Source organism: Oceanobacillus neutriphilus (genome assembly GCF_014645515.1).
In the GTDB taxonomy this organism is placed as follows: Bacteria; Bacillota; Bacilli; order Bacillales; family Amphibacillaceae; genus Oceanobacillus; species Oceanobacillus neutriphilus.
In genome coordinates, this window is sequence record NZ_BMLW01000006.1 from 60,235 (window position 1) to 81,060 (window position 20,826).

The following is a 20,826-nucleotide window of genomic DNA, read 5'->3' on the forward strand; positions in this document are numbered from 1 at the left end:
ATGATTATGACTATTATTGTGATTACCCTAATAGCTTTTATTCTCGGAATTGATGATGTAAGTACAAAAATGTTCCGTAGACCCTTATTAATTGCTCCGATCATCGGTTTTATTTTAGGAGATGTTCAAGCGGGGCTGGCGATCGGTGCAACTCTTGAAATTATGTGGATGGGTATTGGAAATGTAGGGGCATATATGGCACCCGACCTCATCACAGGAACAATTATCAGTACTTCATTGGCTATTATGAGCACGAATGGAAGTATCGAAACAGCGGTTGCAACTGCAATTACTTTAGCTATTCCGACTTCTATTCTGGCACAGCAATTACTCGTATTAATTCAAACAATCAATGTTTCATTAAATAGCTGGGCAAAACGGCTGGCCGACAACGCCGATGTAAAAGGGACCGTCTGGTTAATCTACCCTCCAGCATTATTAACCGGTGCAGCCCGTGCTGTCCCTACATTTATAGCTCTCTATTTTGGAGCTGGAGCGATTCAGTCTGCTGTAGACGCTTTGCCAACCTTTGTCATTAACGGATTGGAAACCGCCGGCAGTATCATCCCGGCTGTAGGTATTGCCCTACTAATGCTTGCCATGCTTAAAAAGTTTGAGCTTTGGATGTTCTTAGTTCTCGGATTTGTTCTCTCTGCCTACTTAGGCTTGGATATTCTGCCAATGACTTTAATTGCAATTGTGTTTGCATATTTCTATGAAATGATTACCCGCAAAACGGCAGCAGGCGCAAATGGAGCAAATGAATCATCCAAAAATACAGGAGAAGAGGAGTATGATCTGTAATGGAACAAAAACTGACTAAAAGAGATTTATGGAAGTTGTTCATGCGATTAAACACCATGCGAATCACATTGAACTATGAAACATTACAGGGTGTCGGATTCATGCGTGCGATTGCTCCTGTATTGGAAAAAACATATACCGATAAAGAGGAATTATCCGATGCAATGCATCGACACGCCCAATTTTATAATTCTCATGTGAATTGTGATGCAGTAATTTTAGCAGTAACAGCTGCTATGGAGGAATCAACAGGACCGGATGAAAAAGAAGGAATTAATTCACTGAAAACCGGCCTCATGGGTCCACTGGCTGGACTAGGTGACAGTCTGATTAAATTCACATGGGTTCCAATCATCGGAAGTATCGGCGCATCCTTGGCCTTCAGCGGAAGTATTATTGGACCTATTCTGATGTTTATTCTTTATAATATCGTGAACATTGGCCTTAGATATTATGCTATTGTATTTGGATATAAAAAGGGTATTGGCTTCCTGAATGATAACCAGGAAAGCAATTTAATTCAAAGGATTTCCACGATGGCTAACGTCGTCGGACTGATGGTCGTCGGTGCACTCATTTCAACGATAATCAAGGTGCAGACCCCCTTGGAAATATCAACGGGATCCAGTGTCACCGGTGAAGTTGGCGAGAACGTCATAGCTATTCAGGAAATGCTCGATCAAATTATGCCGTCTGTTTTAAGTCTGGCAGTTACAATTGCTGTATACCATGTTCTTAAGAAAACAAAAGGCTCTCATGCCGCCATGATTATTGTCATTATGATGCTTTTGACAATTGCCTTAACTTATTTTGGAATCTTATAAATAATCACTTAAGGATAATTGGATTAAAAATGGCTGATTTGTTATTTCTTAATGAAGCTCAAAGCCTGAAACGCTGCAAATCTTCGTTTCAGGCTTTTTTGCTGTCAGTACTATTTCCCACGCTAAATAATGTATCTTTACACATTAAAAAACTTGGATGGATAAGCAATTCAGCTTGTCCATCCAACTTTTATCTGATAATACAGTTGTATCATCTTTCTGTTTACTTCAAATCTTTAATTCCCGTCTCTAACATTTCCATTTGCAGCAGCGTCTGCTCATCCGTAATGGTTTTATCCTTCCCATTTATAACAGCTTCGTACACATCATCGTATACTCTTCCGTAATCACCATTGACGGACGGCACCTTTTCTTCATGAATGATTCCCTCTTCATCGATATAGATCAGCACACCATAATGATGGATGGTATCTATACCAAAATCCTTATTATCAGGCATATAAAATAGCTTTAAGTGCTCTTCCTGCCGATCCTTTGTTTCTTTGATAAAGCATCCTTTGTTACCATGGACAACAAAGCTCGGCCTTTCTTTCAGTCTGAAATAACTGGATTTCACAGATACTTTTAACCCGCCGTAATATAGATCGAGATCAAAATAATCATTCATTCTTCCCTGCCCCAGCAATTGTTTCACCTCATAACGTATATCATCCGGCTTACCGAAATAGCTTATGACCTGGTCCAGCGTATGACAGCCATGTCCATATAGAAATGACGAATTGGGGTCAAAGGAATCAGCAGACTCCGGTACTTCAGGACGATAATAGTCATAGTGCATTTCCACTTCCAGCAAGTCCCCGAGTTTCCCTTCTTCTATCACTTTTTGAACGGTTAAAAAATCACTGTCAAAACGTCTGTTTTGATATGCCTGTACAACTAAACCTTTCTCTTTTGCCAATGCAAATATTTCCTTTGCCTGTTCTGAGGTTTCCATAAAGGGTTTTTCAACCAGACAGTGCTTATTATGCTCTAGTACAAGCTTCGCGTATTCATAGTGACTGTCATGTTTTGTACAAATCACAATCAGCTGAATATCCTCATCACGCAGTAATTCATCTAAGTCAGAAGTATAATGCACTCCCTTAATTTTATCCCAGTTATCATGGTCAGGATTTCTCCGGTAAATTGTTTTCACCTTTATATTCTCTCGCTGCAGTACGAATGGCAAATGGTATCTGTTTGTGCTTTTCCCATTTCCTATATAACCGATTGTAAGCATAGCGACCTCCTTTTAGATGTGGTTTCTTTTATTATTACTTATAACTTATATTGGGTCAAAGACTTCCCTTCAGTGCGCACTTATTCCGCTTTCTCTGTTCTCATAATCGCCCGATCTGCTATCTCCTCCGGGAATTTTCCCGCAGTCTTGGGAAGGTTCCCTATCCCTGACTAATATACCAAAAACAGTCTATCATATTGAAACCGCTTCACCAGCATGCAATAATTTCCTTGTGTTTAGTAAAATTATAAATTGTAAAAAAAAGAGAGGTGTTACAGATTATGATGGAAAAGCTTCAGCGTTTTGGCGGCGCAATGTTTACCCCGGTTTCATTATTCGCTTTTGCCGGTATATCAGTCGCCTTTACAATCATCATGAAAAATCCATTAATCGTTGGAGATATTGCATCAGAAGGCACGCTTTGGTATAGTATCTGGTCCGTTTTAGAAGAAGGAGCCTGGACGATATTTAACCAAATGGAGCTGCTCTTCCTTATTGGACTTTCTATCGGTCTTGCGAAAAAAGCAAGCGGAAGAGTTGCCATGGAAGCATTAGTTATTTACTTAACTTTTAATTACTTTGTATCAATGCTATTACAGCAATTCGGTCCAACATTCGGTGTCGATTTTTCACAGGAAGTCGGCGGTGACAGTGGCTTAAAAATGATTGCAGGTATTAAAACATTGGATACCAATATTCTAGGAGCTATACTCGTTGCTCTAATTGTTGTATGGCTGCATGATAAATATTTCGAGAAAAAATTACCTGACTGGTTAGGTATCTTCCAGGGCTCTGCCTACATTGTTATCCTTGGATTCTTTGTGATGATACCTTTTGCAGTATTGACTTCGTGGCTATGGCCAATCGTACAAAGTGGAATTGCATCTCTGCAAGGGTTTATGGCTACTTCCGGTACTTTTGGTGTCTGGATCTATATTTTCCTTGAAAGGCTATTAATTCCTACAGGATTGCATCACTTCGTATATGTGCCATTTAACTTTGGCCCGGCAATTGTTGAAGGTGGTCTGCAAAGAGTATGGGCAGAAAATATGGTTACGTTTGCTCAATCTTCAGAGCCGTTAAAAACACTATTTCCTGAAGGTGGTTTCGCTCTTCATGGTAACTCAAAAGTGTTTGCAGCACCTGGAATTGCCTTGGCATTCTATTATACTGCCAGAAAAGAAAATCGCAAAAAGGTAGCAGCGTTACTTATTCCAATTACATTGACTGCTGTATTAGCAGGTATTACTGAGCCGTTAGAGTTCACATTCCTATTCCTGGCCCCTGTTCTATTTGTTGTACATGCTTTAATTGCAGCGACAATGTCGGCCACTATGTATGCTCTTGGGGTCGTCGGGGACTTTGGCGGCGGAGCGCTATCAATGATGTCGAAGAATTGGATACCTTTATTTAATAATCATTGGCAGACCTATCTTATTCAAATTGCAGTAGGTTTAACATTCACGTTGATTTATTTCCTTGTATTCCGTTTCTTAATCAATAAATTTAATTTGAAAACGCCGGGAAGAGAAGCAGCAGATGAAGAAGCAAAGCTATATTCGAAAAAAGATTATAAAGCAAAAAAAGCAACTGAAAAAGATTCAAATCACGTTGCCATGGAAGGCGCCAATCAATATACCGACCAAGCGCAGACCTTCTTAGATGCCTTCGGAGGCAGTGAGAATATTGCTTCCGCTGCAAACTGTGCAACCAGACTGCGGGTCAGTGTGAAGGATGTTGAAAAGGTACAGCCTGACAGCGCATTTCAATCTGGCGGAGCACATGGAGTTGTTCGAAATGGTACAGCCTTCCAAGTCATTGTCGGATTATCAGTACCTCAGGTTCGGGAACAATTTGATTTACTAAGAAATCATGAAGAAAAAGGGAGAGATTAGAATGAAGAAATTTTCCGTAACTATCGCAGGTGGAGGAAGCACGTATACACCAGGAATTGTCATGTTATTGTTGAATAACCTGGATAAATTCCCGCTGCGTCAATTAAAATTATATGATAACGATAAAGAACGTCAGAGCATAGTAGCGGATGCCTGCGAAATTATCGTGAAAGAAATGGCACCAGAAGTTAATTTTACAGCAACAACCGATCCAGAGGAAGGATTCTCAGATATCGATTTCGTCATGGCACATATCCGGGTCGGTAAATACGCAATGCGTGAAAAAGATGAAAAAATCCCATTGAAATATAATGTTGTTGGACAGGAAACATGTGGACCCGGCGGAATTGCCTACGGTATGCGCTCCATCACCGGTGTTCTGGAAATCTTAGATTACATGGAAAAATATTCACCAGAAGCCTGGATGCTGAATTATTCCAATCCTGCAGCCATCGTTGCTGAAGCAACCAGAAGATTACGGCCAAATTCTAAAATCCTTAATATTTGTGACATGCCAATTGGTATCGAGAGCAGAATGGCAAAAGCGATTGGTTTAGAATCACGAAAAGAAATGGACGTCAGATACTACGGCCTGAACCACTTTGGCTGGTGGACAGATATTCGTGATAAAGAAGGCAATGATTTAAAACCGCGTATTATTGAATATGTCAAAGAACACGGCTATGACGTAGGTCAGCATAGCGATACAAGCTGGCAGCACACATTCCAGGTGGCAAAAGATGTACAGGCACTGGATTCAGAAACGCTGCCAAACACCTACTTGAAGTATTATTTATATGGGAATCAGGAAGTAGCACATTCTGATAAAAATCATACCCGCGCCAATATGGTTATGGAAGGCAGAGAAAAGAACATCTTTTCAGAATGTAACCGTATCGTAGAGGCCGGCACTTCAGAAGGAACTACCATAAAAGCCGGTGATCATGCTTCTTATATCGTAGACCTTGCCCGTGCTATTGCATATAACAGGCACGAAAGAATGCTCTTAATTGTGGAAAATAAAGGTGCTATTAACAATTTCGATGAAACAGCCATGGTAGAAGTACCTTGTCTGGTTGGCGCCAATGGCTACGAGCCGCTTACCCAGGGTAATATCCCGCAATTTCAAAAAGGATTAATGGAGCAGCAGGCAGCTGTTGAAAAATTAGTAGTTGAAGCATATATTGAAAAATCTTATCAGAAATTATGGCAAGCTCTTACAGTTTCCAAAACTGTGCCGAATGCTGAAGTAGCTAAACAAATTCTAGATGAATTGATGGAAGCAAATAAAGAATTCTGGCCGGAATTGCATTAATTATTACCCTTCAGGCGAATACCAATTCTATACAATCCTGGTATTCGCCTGATTTTCCTTTCTCTAAAGAAAGCTTCTGCTCTATAATAGATAATACGATGAAACAGCAGGAGGTCTTTCATTATGATTAAGGATTTAATGAATAAACATTTTGATAAGCTATCTGAAAGCGATTTGGATACATTAAACTATGTCCTCCACCATATAGAAGAATGCAGTCAAATGAGCATTTTAGAGCTCGCCAAAACATGTGCAATGTCTAAATCTTCTATATTACGAATGACCCAAAAGCTTGGGTTCAGCGGATATAGTGAGTTTAAATACAGCTTAAAGTCAGAACTGGCAATAACAGAAAACCAACCGAAAACAGATTTATTTGAAATTCAAGTAAATGAATTTGAAATAAGCCGAAAAATGTTCCACAATATTCAGATGGAGCCTATCTATGAACAAATTTATTCTGCAGATACGTTGTATGGCTTCGCTACAGGATGGGGACAAAAAAATGTACTGGAAGAGTTGTCCCGGAATCTAATGTCCTGTGATAAACAGCTATTCATCATTCCAGCTGAACGTGAATTTGATGTTATCCTTTCCAGAATGGACAAACGTGACCTGGTCATTATTATTTCATTAAGTGGAGATTTGAACCATCAGATGGACACAATCAAACAATTATCCATCTTAGGCATTCCAACGCTCTCTATCACGAGCCTCCGCAATAATAAACTGGCTGAGCTCTGTACCTACAACATCTACTTTGAATCAACCAAACTGGGAAAATTTTATGGATTTGAGCATCGATCATTTATCGGCTTATTCTCTATTCTGGACTTGCTTTATCGAGGTTACTTAGATTATTCATTAAAAAAGGAGAAAGCCTAGTGGAAACACACCAAAATCTCACAAAATGGTATACCGCAACACTTACTTTAACTATCATTCTTCCAATTATTTATATCATTTATTTAGTTTTACTTGTTCAAGCAAGCGGCAAAGGATTTCAAGCTTTTTTTAATGAAGAACCGATATTTACGATCTTGTTGATGATCAGTTTAATCAATCCATTTTGGGGTCATCTGCTGAACTCCATGCCAAAAGAACAAAGAACTAAAAAAGGAAAAGCAGGGAAATTACTGAATTTCATGCTTGCTTCACAAATTGTTGTGGGCAATATACTGATGGCTATTGTTGTTTTTATAACAAAGCGGAAGCTTCGCCGAGCTGATGCAGCGGACTCGCTGACTACTTTTGTGAAAACAGCGGCTATCTTTCTGCTTATTTTTACTGTTTTTTGCGGAATTATTTTGCTTAGGTTGACGATTGTTTCGTTGTGAAGAGGATAGCAGGGAAAATTAACTACCAGGCTCAAACGTAAAGGCTTGATAAAGCTCGTTTGAGCCTGGTAGTTTATATTGGAGGATCCCAACTGTTTATAATTATTTTCCATTAGTAAAGTAGTTCCAGCTTCTCCAACTCATTAAAGTAAATATAACGATATAGTGCTTCTATATAGTAGTAGTCCCCATACATAGCCGATTCGTTAACTCCTGAATTCCTCGGCCAGTCAACAGTTACTTTTTCAATGATTCCGTATCTATCCAGGTATTGGTAAAAACAATTGTGTTTTCAAAGTCTTACAGATTGAAATCCATTAAACAGAGTAATTTTTTACTAAAAGTCTACTTTTTTTCTATTCCAGTCACTTCCATTCAAAAAATATTTTTCTTACATTTTGATGTTAAAATAAAATGGTACTTCATAAAAAGGGGATGAAAGAAATGGGGGAAACAGCACAAAAGCTGACAAAAAGAAACAAGTTTCTTCGTGGTTTCGAAACTTTTGGCCGTTCTTTTTTGTTACCGGTTTCAGTTCTGCCGGCAGCAGGGATTTTAAAAGGATTAGGTTCTGCATTTACAAATGATAATACCATTGAAATGTACCCTTGGATGGGAAATGAAATTCTCCAATTTTTTATGGGTTTTCTAAATATGCTGGGAAGCGTGGCTTTCAATAACCTGCCTGTTATTTTTGCAGTTGGTGTCGCAGTAGGATTGGCAAAACATGAAAAAGGTTCTGCTGCTTTATCTGGTTTATTAGGATTTCTCATACTGCACAGTACATTGCATTTCCTGCTGGATAGCAGTGGACGGCTGGCAGATTCATCTTCTGATCAGCTCATGGCAGAAAGCATGCAGACAACGGTTTTAGGTATCCAAACAATGGATTTAAACGTTTTTGGAGGAATTATCACCGGTCTTATTGTTTATTTTGTTCATAAGCGGGCTATTAAAATTCAGGTTCCTCAGATTTTTGGTTTCTTTAGCGGTCCCCGCCTGGTTCCTATATTAATTATGCCGGTAATGGCTATAGCAGCTATCGGATTCTTCTTTATCTGGCCGCTCTTGCAATCTGGTATTAATATGTTATCTGTTGCCATTTTAAAATCTGGTTACTTCGGTACATTTGCTTACGGAGTCATTGAGCGTATATTACTTCCATTTGGACTGCACCACGGCATAAACTGGCCGATACGTACAACTCCTCTGGGTGGCGTATTTATGATTAACGGTCAGGAATATGCCGGTACAATTAACGCCTACATGGCTGCTCTCGCTGGCAGTGAGCCAATCGATCCTTTAATCACACGTTTTTCGGCAGGGAAATTTATCTTTAACATGTTTGGATTAGCAGGTGCAGCACTGGCAATGTACGTAACTGCAAAAACCAAAAACAGAAAAATTGCGGGATCTCTTTTACTTGCTGCAGCTTTAACAGCTTTCTTGACAGGGATTACAGAACCAATTGAATTTACTTTCTTATTTATTGCACCTGTATTATACGGAATTCATGCGATTTTAGCCGGAACAACCATGCTGGTGGCACATCTTGCCGGGGCAGCATTTTTAACCCCCACAGGACATGGTCTTATTAACTTTATTATTTTTAGTGTCTTGCAGGGGACACGGACACACTGGTATCTGCTTCCTATCATTGGCGTCTTCTGCTTTCTCATGTATTTCATGGTCTTTACCTTTGTTATCCGAAAATTTGATTTTAAAACACCAGGACGTGAGGATGACACTTCAACAATTGCTTTGCATGGCAAAGAAGAGACACGTAAAAAAATGGGAATCAAAACATTAAAAGATAATGATTCTGAAACAGCCGCTACAAATAGCAGTGTTTTAAGCCTACATGATCAGGCAGAAGCTTTAATAACTGCTCACGGCGGTCCAGAAAACATTGTTTCTGTAGATGCCTGTATTACCAGACTAAGAATAACAGTAAAAGATGATTCCCTCGTGGACAGCGAAACAATCAAAAATGACTTAAATGCCATGGGATTTACCAAATCCGGTATGCAGATGCAGTCCATTTATGGCGGTAAAGCGAATCAATTAAAAATAGAAATTCTAGACATATTGGAAATGGCGGATTGATCTATATGAAAAATAAAAAGATTTTAATTACGGATTTAGATGGGACCTTAGTGAGAAACTCGATAATGGTAGAGCTTCAAGATCAGAAAACATTAGAGATATTGCAGAAAAAGATGAAAATTGGTATTGCAACCGGACGCTCTATAAAAGAAATCGAATATATCGAAAATCAAACAGCAATTGATGCAGATATACGGATTGGATTTAATGGAGCTATGATAGAAATAGAAGGAGAAACTATCTTCGAGGAAGCTATCTCTGATGATTCTCTAAAAAAAATTCTTGCTTACATTCAGCAAAAGAATCTCGTCTTTGACGCCTTAGATGGGAAAGACCGAATTGGCACACATAAATCAGAGGACACTGGCAGGTTATGGAATGTGGAATTGATAGAACCGCAAAATCTCTTTGAAGAGCTAAATAAGAAAAAAATTTATAAAATAAATATCCGCCCTGAAAAGAATTGCGATGCACTTTTGGAAGAACTGAAAATGCTTTTCCCCCAATTGTCCATGTGTAAAAGTGGTGATAAAAGAATTGAAATCACACCTTGTAATATCACAAAAGGACACGCACTGCAATTAATCAAAGAGAAGTATGGTTATTCTATCGTTTCAATAGGAGATTCAGAGAATGATGTCAGCATGTTTGAATGCTCTGATGAATCTTATTGCATGTCCCATGCTCCTCAAAGAGTTAAAAACCATGCAGACAAGATTGTTAACCATTTCAGCGATTTAATAGACTTGGTTTAAAGGAAATACTTCCATGAAATTTGCTTAAAAGCATGAAGACCCCGCAATAGAAAATGGTTTGCGGGGTCTTCATGCTTTTTCCGTGTTCTGGATCAGGAGAATTGTTTCAAAAATAACTTCACTTGCAACAGTAAGCATTAATCTGGAGCGCAGCTTTTTACGTTTTTGTGTTGACTGGTGTGTCATTAAAGAGATATCACTCAGATTTGTAAGCGGATTTGTTGACAAACCAGTTATTGCAATGAGTCTGGATCCTTTTACCTTACAGGCGGTGACAAGATCAATAATTTGCTCTTCAGCACCACTTAATGAAAAGACGATAATGCAATCTTCTTTTTGAACAATATCAGGAATATCTCTAATAGGAAAAACCTCTGCATAATTATTTGACCATAACCCCAAGTTTTTCAGTTTTCGGTTGAAGGAATTTGCCACACTGGCACTCGACCCGATACCTGCACAAATAATTCTGCGGCTCTCTAAAATGGAAGATGCAATTTCCATAATCTTCTCTTTATTCATCATCTCCATGGTTTGATTAAAATCATTCTTTATTGAATTGATTACGTTTTCAAAACTTTTCTCCGTTTTACGATTTTGTGGTATCTGGATAGATGAGATGAGTGCATACTTAAATTCAGTAAATGATCGAAAATCCAGTTTTTTCACCGCTCGAATAACTGTAGGAGCAGAGACGTGTAAAGCTTCCTGGATAATTTTCAATTTTAAGTTATCTAAGTCCTCGTACTGTAAAATAAAGTCAATAGCTAACTGTTCTGTACTGGAAAGATTATCATAATAATTTTGTATATGTGCATGTACAGATTCCATAAGACCAACTCCAAACTATATTAATATGAGTATATCATATTTTGAAAATTGTTCTTATGGTACACGGATAGGATGCAAATCAGTATTTTTTTGCATAATACTGATTTACTCTCTATATCTTAAATGAGGTAACACTCTGATCGTTCAAAAAAAGTATTCATTTTGTTGATTGTTAATATTATCGATACTTGCTAACTGGATGAAATATCTCCCCATTTGCATTCTTTAACGTTAGTTTGTATGCAGTAAAATCTTCAATTTGATCTTCATATTTACTTAAATTACATCTTTTTTCTAATCTATTAAGCAATAAATCTCTTAGAAAGAGAGCTGGCTTTTCAGGATAAATGTCATTTTTCATTCCTATTTTTCCAATTTCATCTGAACTAAAAATATCTATATTTAATAATGCCATGTTCGTTTTGAATTCTTTTGGAAGAAGATAATTAATTTTATTAAATTTATACCATTTATACAAAAATTCTTTAGTAATTTTGTACATATCCTTTCTTTTCTCATCATCATCTAATGTTGAAAGAAATATTTGTACACTTCTTTTTGGAAGAACCATATTTGATTCTTTAGAAAAAATAGAATACTTACTAAAAAAATCAACAGGAAACTCCTCTTCTACAGATGTCAAAATTGCCTCCCCTAATTTTACGTACTCATCGTATTTATACTTAGTTTCAATGGAATCCTTTAATAAATAATCAAGAGTCACTCCTAATACATTTCTTAGCTGTAAGCAATTATCCAAAGTTGGAGTAGCTTCTTCTCTTTCCCATCTTCCAACGGACTCTTTTGACACATCTAGCTTCTCTGCTAAAGATTCTTGGGTTAAACCTAACCGTTTTCTCTCACATTTTATTTTTAAAGATATTCCCATCGTTTAAAACCTGCCCTTTCATAAATTTCAAGATATGCATTCAGGTCTTTCATCAGTGCTTCTATTTCTATAAGTAATTCACCATGACTTATCGGACTTATTGGATCTCTTTCATCTTCTATACTTGTATAACCTGCTGAGTCGTCATAAATATTCATATATAATTCCCCTGATTTCCACCGTTCATCTTCCCCCAGCCAATATTGCAGATTTTCTCGCAAAGAATCAAAAACACTAGAAAACAGCTCTTCTCTTTTTAAATAATCTCTATATATTCTCATAATTAAATCGTATTTAGGGGCAATAATCCAATCTTCTTTATTAACAATTTGAAAGCCTCTTAAAAAGTCTTGCAAGTTACTCACTTGACAGTATTCACTAATTTCTTTCCCAAAAAGAAAAAATCTTTCTACTCTATCTTCTTCCGGCTCAATTTGTTCATCTACTAAATCTTCTATAGATACTCCATATAAAGTGCTTAAAAATGGTAAAACCCTTACATCTATACTTGTATCTCCTGACTCCCAAGATTTTAAAGTATTAACGTGGAAGACTAAATTTAGCTCTTCACTTATTAGGCCAGATAAATTTTCGAGAGTTAGATTCTTCTTTTTTCTTTCTTTCTGCAATTGATCACTTAATATCATCGAATTCTCCTTTATTCTATATTTTAGAATCCTTTATAGTTTAACAACACAATAAATCATAATAAAGGAACCGAAGAAGGAAATTAGGTACAGTTTAGTGCTTTTTTATAAAAAAAGCTCAGTTTGTAGATAATTTATTTAAATACTTATAAGCTATTCCAAAAAATATGCCCCAGATCCCATCAGCTCAACCAATCGGTCAATAAATACTTCCCGATTTTTAGCCCCGGCCAGGTAATTCACATGATAAGATTCGGCAACCAGCTCAATAATACGAGGAAAGATCTGATTAAACATTTGTGTATCCTGTTTATTTACTGCCAATCCGATAACTAATTTTACTTCATTGCTGTCCCAATCGACTGGTGCGTCTGGTATCAATATCATTAAACCTGTCTTATCCGCCTCATACTTCATTGTGTGTGGAATAGCCACTCCACTTGGATAAGAAGTAGCGGAAATTTTTTCTCTCTGATTTAATTTTTCCAAATAATCGACTGGTACATAACTATTTTGCTGAAATACATCAGAGATTATCTGCATCATTTGTTTCTTTGATAACGTTTCCTGTAAATGGATTAAAAATTCCTCTTTAATAAGCTCCGGAATTTTCTTTTTTATAAAGCGGACATATTTGTGATGCTTGATTTCTTCAATTTGTCTTCGGATTAATGCGATATCATGCTTTGTTATAAATTCATGTATACTCACGATTTCTGCATTAATCGTGGCAAAGGCATTCTCTACCTGGTTAGCATCCAGTGTTGTAATAATGCATTCTGGTGAAAGAAGTGCATTAATCTCACTGATATCTTCATAAACTCCTACCACTTCCAGATCATCCTCAAAATTTCTTTCAATAATCTGTTGAATATCTGTCTGCTGTGATAGATAAGCAGGAGTAATAATAATCGTTTTAATTTTTTGCTCTTCTTCCGGCTGACTATTCAGGTAAGAGCCGATATGCAGGGCGAGAAATGCAATCTCATCATCATTAATTTCAACATCCAGATCATTGGCTAAGACGGATGCCAGATAGACTGCGATATCAAAGATAATCGGATACTTGATTCGTATATTCAGAACGCTTAAGTTTCTTGTATATTTATTTTGTAATAAACGGTTATAGAGATTTTGAATATGGATAAGCAGCCGATTTCTAAATGAATCGTTCTCAAAATCAACCATATAAACGCCGCTTATTTCCTGAATAGCATGATCTAAAGCTTTCGCGATATTATTACTGGTATAGTTATTTACCAGTGTCTTATCCGGGTTGGATTGTCCGTCAAATAAGATAGAGAGTTCGTCCTTATCTGCTTGAGAAAGGCGGATCTGATGATTTTCGTACAGCCGCTCCGCTATTTCTTCTACCACCTGAAAGCTGACAGCAGTCCGGTCTTCAACTTGATAAGAGCTCTTCTCTAATTGTTCATCGTCTGAAGCGCGATCTACAGCTATCGCTAAATGCAGAATAAAATTTTTGAAAAAATACGTATTGGGATGGATATCATATTTTTCAAAGCTTTCTTTACTTAATTTCATTAACGCTTGCAGGGAGATATCCCCTAAAAACATCTGGATTTCCTGCTCTAAAGAGGTGCTGGTCGGTTTCGAATAATCGATTAAATCAATCATCAGCTTTCTGCGGTTCTTTTCAGTTCCTTTTAACAAATACCGATGGTGCTGCTGAGTAATCTGCAGCCCATGCTTATTTACTAACTGATTAAGCTGAGCCATATCCGACCGTATCGTTGCATCAGAAACGTATAACGTATCTGCTAAATCAAATAAATCCAAACCGCGGTCAGACCTTTTAATCAGGCGCCTCAATATATAAAAACGTCTGCTCTCAGCATGACTCGCAGTGTTCGTGTCTTTATGAACCAGTTTGTTTTCTTCTTCGATGCGATAGCCCGCTCTGCTGGACTCAATCAGATTCGGATGCTTTTCATTGATTGCTTTCACATAATTCCGGACCGTACGATCACTGACACTTAAAGCCTCTGCCAATGTTTTAGAAGATACATACTGTTCTCCTGCCTGTTTTCTTAAATAGTCTAAGAGCATTTCTGTGTTGTTCATAATAATCATTCCTTATAGAGAAAAAAGGGGTGTCAGCCACCCCTTTTTTCTATTACTGCTTATATTTCAGAACCATTTGTTGAAATAACCTGCTTGTACCAATCAAAGCTATCCTTTTTGATTCGTTTTCCTGTTCCGTTTCCTTCGTCATCCAGATCAACATATATAAAACCGTAGCGCTTGGACATTTGCTGGGAAGAACAGCTGACGATATCAATTGGTCCCCATGCACAATAGCCGATAACATCTGCCCCGTTTTGAATGGCGCGTCCGATTTGTTCAATATGGTCTGCTAAATAGACGGTGCGATAGTCATCATGTACTTTTCCGTCTACTAATTCATCATACATGCCAAAACCATTTTCAGCGATAACAATAGGTTTTTCATAACGATCCCAGTATTGAGATAGTGTATTATATAAGCCCTGCGGATCAACATTCCATCCCCATGGGTTCGCATCTAAATGTGGATTGGGCGTAATAGAATCTGCTTTGTTCACATTCTTTTCTGCATTCACCATTTGTGAGAAATAATAGGAAATACCAAGATAATCCATTGTGTTTTCTTTTAGTAATGCCCGCTCTTCATCTGTGATATCCAAATGAATATTATTTTCTACAAAATATCTTTCTGCGTAAACTGGAATATCCCCCCGGAATTGTACATCCGTAAAGAAATACTGCATGCGGTTATGCTCCATAGCAAGAATAATATCATTTGGCTTGCAGGAATATGGGTATACTGTACAATCAGCTACCATCGTGCCAATTTGCAAATCAAACGGCAATGTTTTTGCGTATTTCCGAATCTTCGCTGAAGCTACCAATTGGTTATATACGCCCTGGTATTCTGCTTCTTCCTTGTGTTCATACTGATCACTGCATACGCCAAGCGAAAGAAATGGCTCAATTTGCACCATATTGACCTGATTAATGACAATCCAATATTTCACCCGATCTCCCAAACGATCTAATAACACTTTTCCGTATCGTTCAAACATCTCAATTACTGCTTTATTAGTCCAGCCCCCATACTCCAATGTGATATGAATCGGTGTTTCATAATGAAGCATGGTGATAATTGGCTCGATACCTAAAGACTTCATCTTATCAATCATTTTCCCATAATGAGCAAGTGCTGCTTCGTTTGGTTCCTTCTCATCTCCATTTGGAAATACTCTTGCCCAATCTATTGACGTACGGAAGGTTTTAAAACCCATCTCTGCTAAGAGTTCCAGATCAGTCTCATACGTATGATAGAAATCAATTCCAAAACGTTTAGGAAAATACTGCTTTGTATCCGCTACATTTTTCTTTACTTCTTCCAACGTCATTCCCAGCTTTTCCAATTGTTGAATTTCATCATTTGATTTTCCTTTTAAATAAGGCTGCACATCTGAGCTGTTTAGCTTTTTGCCATCAGCTTGATAGGCACCGTCTGCCTGACTTGCAGCAATTGCACCTCCCCAAAGAAAATCTTCTGGAAAGCTTGCATAGTTATTTTTTCTCAATTCAATCATTCCCCTTCCTCTAATAATTCTTTATCTTGCTCTATAGCCTGCTTATCGTAAATTTTGAAAAATGGATAGTAAATAATCCACGAAGCTGCAAAAATCACAAAGAAGTAAATCAATCCAGTAATCGATGCTGTTACAAGCCAGTTTAAAACCGGGCCAGGCAAATACCAGAGTTGAAACGGCTCATGTGGAATTGGAACCAGACCTATCTTTAAAACAATCCAGGTTAATATCGGACCTACCAGTCCATTAATCCACATCGGTATCATCAAAACCGGGTTAAACGCAATTGGTGCACCAAATACAATTGGTTCATTAATATTGAATATAGATGGAATAAGCGATGCCTTCCCAATCATTTTTAACCGCTGTGACTTCGCCATAAAAGCGAGCATAATACATAGAGCTAGAGTAGCTCCGCCTCCACCAATTAAAAATAATTGACCAGCCTCAGCTGTGAAAATATTTGTCACTTCCTGGCCCGCCGCAAAGTTAGCCTGATTCTCTGCAATAGCCGGTAATGCAATAGCAGATTGAACAGGATAAATAACCCATGTTGAAATACCAAAGGTGTATAGAAAAGCAAAGCCGATAAAGAAGATAATCACAAATCCCCAGAAGCCTTGTCCCAAATGAATCAATGGCGCGAAGATTGAGTTAACCACACTGTATAAGCTAATCTCTAACTGGAATGTAAATAACCACCCAATTAATAAAATCACAATGATCGGGATTAATGTATTGAACCAGACAGCAACGAAATCAGGAATTGCTGAGTCTTCACCGATAACTTTCCATTTGGAAAACAGGTTCATAATGAATCCTACAAATAATCCGGAGAAAAGCGCCGCAATCATACCGCCCGTTCCCAGCGTATTAAAATCAAATTGAATCATACCATCTGCCGTAAACTGCGGAAATACAAGTAATAAGAAAAAGGCAATACCTGCAAGCCCTGCCTGCTTTGAAACCTCTGTATGCCCTTTACGCTTCATAATCGCTTCCGGAATAAGATAAGCTAGAAACAGGGAAAACAATCCGAAAGAAAAAGAGCTGATCATCGAGAAGTCAGGAAACCCTTCCCAGAAATCTTTTACAATCGATAAAATTGTTGCAAAGGATCCGATAAATACCATTGGCATGGCAGCTAAAATAGAATCCTGAATTGCTGCAATCCACGGGTTCTTAGCAATTTTATTAATCCTTGGTGAAAAACTATCTGTCATCCAGGCCATAAAACGTTCCATTTGTTTCACCCCTTCAGTTCTTTATATAGTTTAATCATTTCCTGCATCATATTTATTTCTGTCTTTACTGTCATTAAGGTATCCTGTGCGTGACCAAACAATGGCGAGTATGGAATATCAATTCCTTCTGCTTCTTTTTGCAGCATATTTGTTTGCGCCTGATGAGCAGTTCCTACTTCGTCATTTGCCTCTTTGATTAATCGATATGCTTCCTCAAAATTAGCTTCTGAAGCTTTATTCACTGCTTGAAATACCAATTCGCGCGCATTTCCTGCATGAAGAATCACCTGCATGGAAATGGATACTAATTCGTCTTTGGTTACTTCCTCCATTTTACTCGCCGCCTTCAAGATAATCTTTTGCTACCTTAACCAGTCCCTTACCATCCAGGGCACCGTAAACCCGCTGCGGGATAATTCCTGCTTTAACTCCTGCTTCCTCACAGGCTCCCTGCACTTCTTCAATCATATATTTTAAATGCGGTGCCACTAATAATAAGTCAATTTCATTTAAGTGGTTATGCACCTCAGACTCACTTTTCGCTTTGAATTCGATATCTGCTTTCTCTTTCTTCGCAGCTTTTCTTGCCGCCGCAGCCATAAATCCAGAAGATGCTCCTGCTCCACAGATTAATAATACTTTTTTAGCCATAATCAACTTCCCCTTTCTTTTATAGTTCAAGTTTATCAGCGAAGGGAAGCGATTACATTTAAATCTATTTCCTCGTATTAGGAAGGGTGTTTAAACTAGAAAGCAGAAGCATATACAACCATGTTTTCTGACAAATCAAAATGAGGCACATTCTGCTTCACTAACAAGCAGAATGTGCCTCATTTTATTTTAATGTCAATTATCTTTTCAATCTAAATTGATTTTCCTTTTTTCGTCTCTTCATTCAGTAAAGAAGCCGCTTCCTCATCAATAATAACAATGACATTATCCTTATCTCTGAGCGCAGTAGCAGGACAATCAGTAGAAATCTCCCCTTCAAGAAGGTTTTTCACCGCTTCACTTTTACGCTTTCCAGAAACAAGCAGGATAACTTTCTCCGCTTCCAGAATCTCGGTGAAACCCAATGTTATCATTTCTGTCGGAGCTTGATCTCTTTCAATATTGTATTCTCTCATTGTACTTTCAATGGTAGAATCATCATGCTCTGCCAGGAAAATAGTCGAATCAAAAGGTGTTCCAGGTTCATTCGCTCCAATATGTCCATTAGTCCCCAATCCGAGCACCTGAACATCTCTGGAATACGTATTTAACACTTCTTTATATCTATTGATTTCTTCCTCTTTATTATCAGCTTCTCCATTAATTAAAAAGATCTCTTTCGGCTGTGTGTTAATTTTGTTATAAAAGTTTTCATACATAAAAGTGTTTACTGTATAAACAGCGTCCTTAGGACCAATATATTCATCCAGATTCATCATAACCGTATGACTGATATCCAGCCCGTTATTTACTCCTTCTACAAGCAAAGTAAACAATCCTCTTGGTGAACCGCCTGTCGTCATTGATATTACCGGCTGTTCCTTTGTTTCAATAACATCTTTAATAATTTCATACCCTTTTTCCGACATTTCCTCATAGTTTTTCACAAAAATAGTTTTCATCATTTTTATCATTAAAACAACCTTGTTTTAATGAACGTCCCTCCTTCGTTGTAATCCTTTTTATATCGATTATTTCTTTACTTCCTGTTTCAAGGCTCGTGCAGCCTGTTCAACTTTGCCTCCATACACAACCTGAATATTCTTTTGATCAATTTTAACGATTCCCATAGAACCTGTTTCTTTTAATAAAGCTTCATTAACAATGGAAGTATCATTTAGTACTAATCGTAATCGGGAAATACAATTATCGATCTCAACAATATTTTCTTTTCCTCCAAGCGCAGTCATAATTTGTGCCCCTAGATTATCTCCATTTTTTGTTGAAGCCTCCGGTTTTGTATCTTCAGTTGTTTCTTCCGAATCTGATGCCCTTCCTGGAGTCTTGACATCCATCTTTTCAATAACGAATTTGAACACAAAGTAATAAGCAACAGCGTAGAAAATACCGACAAGCACAATTAAATACCATCTCGTATAGGTTCCTTGTAAAATACCGAAAATCGTTAAATCAATCAAGCCTCCGCCAGCATTCCCAACAGCAACACCCATTACTGTCATCAGGAAGAATGAGAGACCGGCCATAAATGCATGAAACACCCATAAAACTGGTGAAATAAAGATAAAAGCAAACTCAATCGGCTCTGTAATACCTGTCAGAAAAGCTGTTAATGCTGCAGCAAGAAGCATTCCTTTTACCTTTGGACGATTTTTTAAATAAGCTGTTTTATACATTGCATAACATGCCGCAGGGAGACCAAATACCATAAAAGCATGGGTTCCTTGTGTTAAGAAGCGCGTTGCAGCTCTTAATGTTTCCATATCCGGCTGTGCAGAAGCAAGTGATGCGTTAAATATAGATAATGCCCCGGATACAGTCTGTCCGTCTACAACCGCCGTACCGCCAATTGGAGTGAACCGGATTAATTGGTTTAAAACATGGTGCAGCCCTGTAGGAATAAGCAATCTCTCGGAAAAGCCGTATAAAAATGTTCCAATTGCACCCGACCGCCCGATTAATCCGCCTAAACCATTGATAGCCGTATTAAAGTATGGCCAGATTAAATAAGCAGCGAATGAAATAAATGGAATCGTTACAATAATCATAATCGGAACAAAACGGTTACCGCTAAAAAAGCTGAAAGCAGTAGGCAATTGTTTCGTATGGTATCGATTATGAATAAAAGCAGTCCATAAACCAACAAGAATACCTCCAAAAACGCCCATCCGATAGGTAAATACACCAAGCATTAATTCATAAGCGTTTGATATTTCCACTGCCCGAACCTGATTCATACCTTCTTGTAATAGGTGTTCAACAGATGTTGTTTCTGCTGTCAGGCCATTCAGCTTCAAGAAATAGCCAATAACAACATGGAAAATTACAAATGCAATGACTACAGAAAAACCAGCTATCTCTTTATCTTCTCTTGCCATTCCAGTAGCTACAGAAATAGCAAATAAAATTGGCAGCAGCGCAAACATCATGGAAACAATCGCCTGAACCCCGCCAATAATGTTTTGAATGATGGCAGCGTTAGCAAAAGTCTCACCAACAAGTGATGGATTTTGCAAAATGGAAACGATACCTAATAATAATCCTGAAGCAATAATAATGGATAAAGGACCCATTAATGTCTTTCCAAACTTTTGAATCTTTGTTCTCACATTCTACACCTCCGTTTATCTGGCTGGCACTTATAAAATCATATTATCTATTTTAA

Annotated in this window: 19 protein-coding genes; 8 read left to right on the forward strand and 11 right to left on the reverse strand. The window is 37.8% G+C overall.

Annotation, left to right across the window (positions count from 1 at the left end; genetic code table 11):
- Together IEX29_RS10935 and IEX29_RS10940 are read left to right on the forward strand one after the other, a co-directional pair.
- Positions 1 to 804 (forward strand): PTS mannose/fructose/sorbose/N-acetylgalactosamine transporter subunit IIC, encoded by an 804-nt coding sequence (locus IEX29_RS10935; RefSeq protein ID WP_204799030.1) that lies wholly within the window; start codon positions 1 to 3, stop codon positions 802 to 804.
- Entirely contained in the window at positions 804 to 1,628 is an 825-nt protein-coding gene (locus IEX29_RS10940; RefSeq protein ID WP_188734507.1) for a PTS system mannose/fructose/sorbose family transporter subunit IID, read from the forward strand. The genes IEX29_RS10935 and IEX29_RS10940 overlap by 1 nt, the downstream gene beginning before the upstream one ends.
- 223 nt (positions 1,629 to 1,851) lie before the next feature.
- Here IEX29_RS10940 and IEX29_RS10945 read toward each other — a convergent pair whose 3' ends face one another.
- Entirely contained in the window at positions 1,852 to 2,868 is a 1,017-nt protein-coding gene (locus tag IEX29_RS10945; RefSeq protein ID WP_188734508.1) for an oxidoreductase, read from the reverse strand.
- Positions 2,869 to 3,149: 281 nt separating this feature from the next.
- Between IEX29_RS10945 and IEX29_RS10950 the strand changes: the two genes are divergently transcribed.
- The 6 genes from IEX29_RS10950 to IEX29_RS10975 all read left to right on the forward strand — a co-directional run bounded on the left by IEX29_RS10950 (position 3,150) and on the right by IEX29_RS10975 (position 10,276).
- Complete coding sequence (locus IEX29_RS10950; protein ID WP_188734509.1) at positions 3,150 to 4,763, forward strand: alpha-glucoside-specific PTS transporter subunit IIBC; 1,614 nt, start codon at positions 3,150 to 3,152, stop codon at positions 4,761 to 4,763.
- 1 nt (position 4,764) lies between these two features.
- Positions 4,765 to 6,078, forward strand: a complete 1,314-nt coding sequence (locus tag IEX29_RS10955) for a 6-phospho-alpha-glucosidase (protein WP_188734510.1) — start codon at positions 4,765 to 4,767, stop codon at positions 6,076 to 6,078.
- Positions 6,079 to 6,201: 123 nt separating this feature from the next.
- Positions 6,202 to 6,963, forward strand: a complete 762-nt coding sequence (locus IEX29_RS10960; protein WP_188734511.1) for a MurR/RpiR family transcriptional regulator — start codon at positions 6,202 to 6,204, stop codon at positions 6,961 to 6,963.
- On the forward strand, positions 6,963 to 7,415 hold the full coding sequence (locus tag IEX29_RS10965; RefSeq protein WP_188734512.1) for a hypothetical protein: 453 nt from the start codon (positions 6,963 to 6,965) through the stop codon (positions 7,413 to 7,415). The genes IEX29_RS10960 and IEX29_RS10965 overlap by 1 nt, the downstream gene beginning before the upstream one ends.
- Before the next feature lie 444 nt (positions 7,416 to 7,859).
- On the forward strand, positions 7,860 to 9,521 hold the full coding sequence (locus IEX29_RS10970; RefSeq protein ID WP_188734513.1) for a PTS transporter subunit EIIC: 1,662 nt from the start codon (positions 7,860 to 7,862) through the stop codon (positions 9,519 to 9,521).
- Positions 9,522 to 9,526: 5 nt separating this feature from the next.
- Positions 9,527 to 10,276, forward strand: a complete 750-nt coding sequence (locus IEX29_RS10975; protein WP_188734514.1) for a Cof-type HAD-IIB family hydrolase — start codon at positions 9,527 to 9,529, stop codon at positions 10,274 to 10,276.
- Positions 10,277 to 10,345: 69 nt separating this feature from the next.
- Here the strand turns inward: IEX29_RS10975 and IEX29_RS10980 are convergent, their stop codons facing one another.
- From IEX29_RS10980 to IEX29_RS11025, 10 genes are all read right to left on the reverse strand, one after another.
- On the reverse strand, positions 10,346 to 11,107 hold the full coding sequence (locus IEX29_RS10980; protein WP_188734515.1) for a MurR/RpiR family transcriptional regulator: 762 nt from the start codon (positions 11,105 to 11,107) through the stop codon (positions 10,346 to 10,348).
- A 178-nt stretch (positions 11,108 to 11,285) separates the two neighbouring features.
- Positions 11,286 to 11,996 (reverse strand): helix-turn-helix domain-containing protein, encoded by a 711-nt coding sequence (locus tag IEX29_RS10985; protein WP_188734516.1) that lies wholly within the window; start codon positions 11,994 to 11,996, stop codon positions 11,286 to 11,288.
- A complete protein-coding gene (locus IEX29_RS10990; RefSeq protein ID WP_188734517.1) occupies positions 11,981 to 12,643 on the reverse strand; it encodes a helix-turn-helix domain-containing protein in 663 nt (220 codons plus the stop codon). Before IEX29_RS10990 ends, IEX29_RS10985 begins: the two co-directional genes overlap by 16 nt.
- A gap of 153 nt (positions 12,644 to 12,796) precedes the next feature.
- Positions 12,797 to 14,728, reverse strand: coding sequence for a BglG family transcription antiterminator (locus IEX29_RS10995; protein WP_188734518.1), 1,932 nt, complete (start codon positions 14,726 to 14,728; stop codon positions 12,797 to 12,799).
- 59 nt (positions 14,729 to 14,787) lie between these two features.
- A complete protein-coding gene (locus IEX29_RS11000) occupies positions 14,788 to 16,248 on the reverse strand; it encodes a glycoside hydrolase family 1 protein (protein ID WP_188734519.1) in 1,461 nt (486 codons plus the stop codon).
- Complete coding sequence (locus tag IEX29_RS11005) at positions 16,245 to 17,492, reverse strand: PTS sugar transporter subunit IIC (RefSeq protein ID WP_188734520.1); 1,248 nt, start codon at positions 17,490 to 17,492, stop codon at positions 16,245 to 16,247. Before IEX29_RS11005 ends, IEX29_RS11000 begins: the two co-directional genes overlap by 4 nt.
- 5 nt (positions 17,493 to 17,497) lie before the next feature.
- Entirely contained in the window at positions 17,498 to 17,824 is a 327-nt protein-coding gene (locus IEX29_RS11010; protein ID WP_188734521.1) for a PTS lactose/cellobiose transporter subunit IIA, read from the reverse strand.
- Between the two features lies 1 nt (position 17,825).
- The gene (locus IEX29_RS11015; RefSeq protein ID WP_077602690.1) at positions 17,826 to 18,143 is read right to left on the reverse strand and encodes a PTS sugar transporter subunit IIB; all 318 of its coding nucleotides are present in this window, start codon (positions 18,141 to 18,143) and stop codon (positions 17,826 to 17,828) included.
- Positions 18,144 to 18,355: 212 nt separating this feature from the next.
- On the reverse strand, positions 18,356 to 19,117 hold the full coding sequence (locus IEX29_RS11020; RefSeq protein WP_229720181.1) for a glucosamine-6-phosphate deaminase: 762 nt from the start codon (positions 19,115 to 19,117) through the stop codon (positions 18,356 to 18,358).
- A gap of 57 nt (positions 19,118 to 19,174) precedes the next feature.
- Positions 19,175 to 20,770 (reverse strand): PTS transporter subunit EIIC, encoded by a 1,596-nt coding sequence (locus IEX29_RS11025; protein WP_188734522.1) that lies wholly within the window; start codon positions 20,768 to 20,770, stop codon positions 19,175 to 19,177.
- Positions 20,771 to 20,826 lie beyond the last annotated feature (56 nt).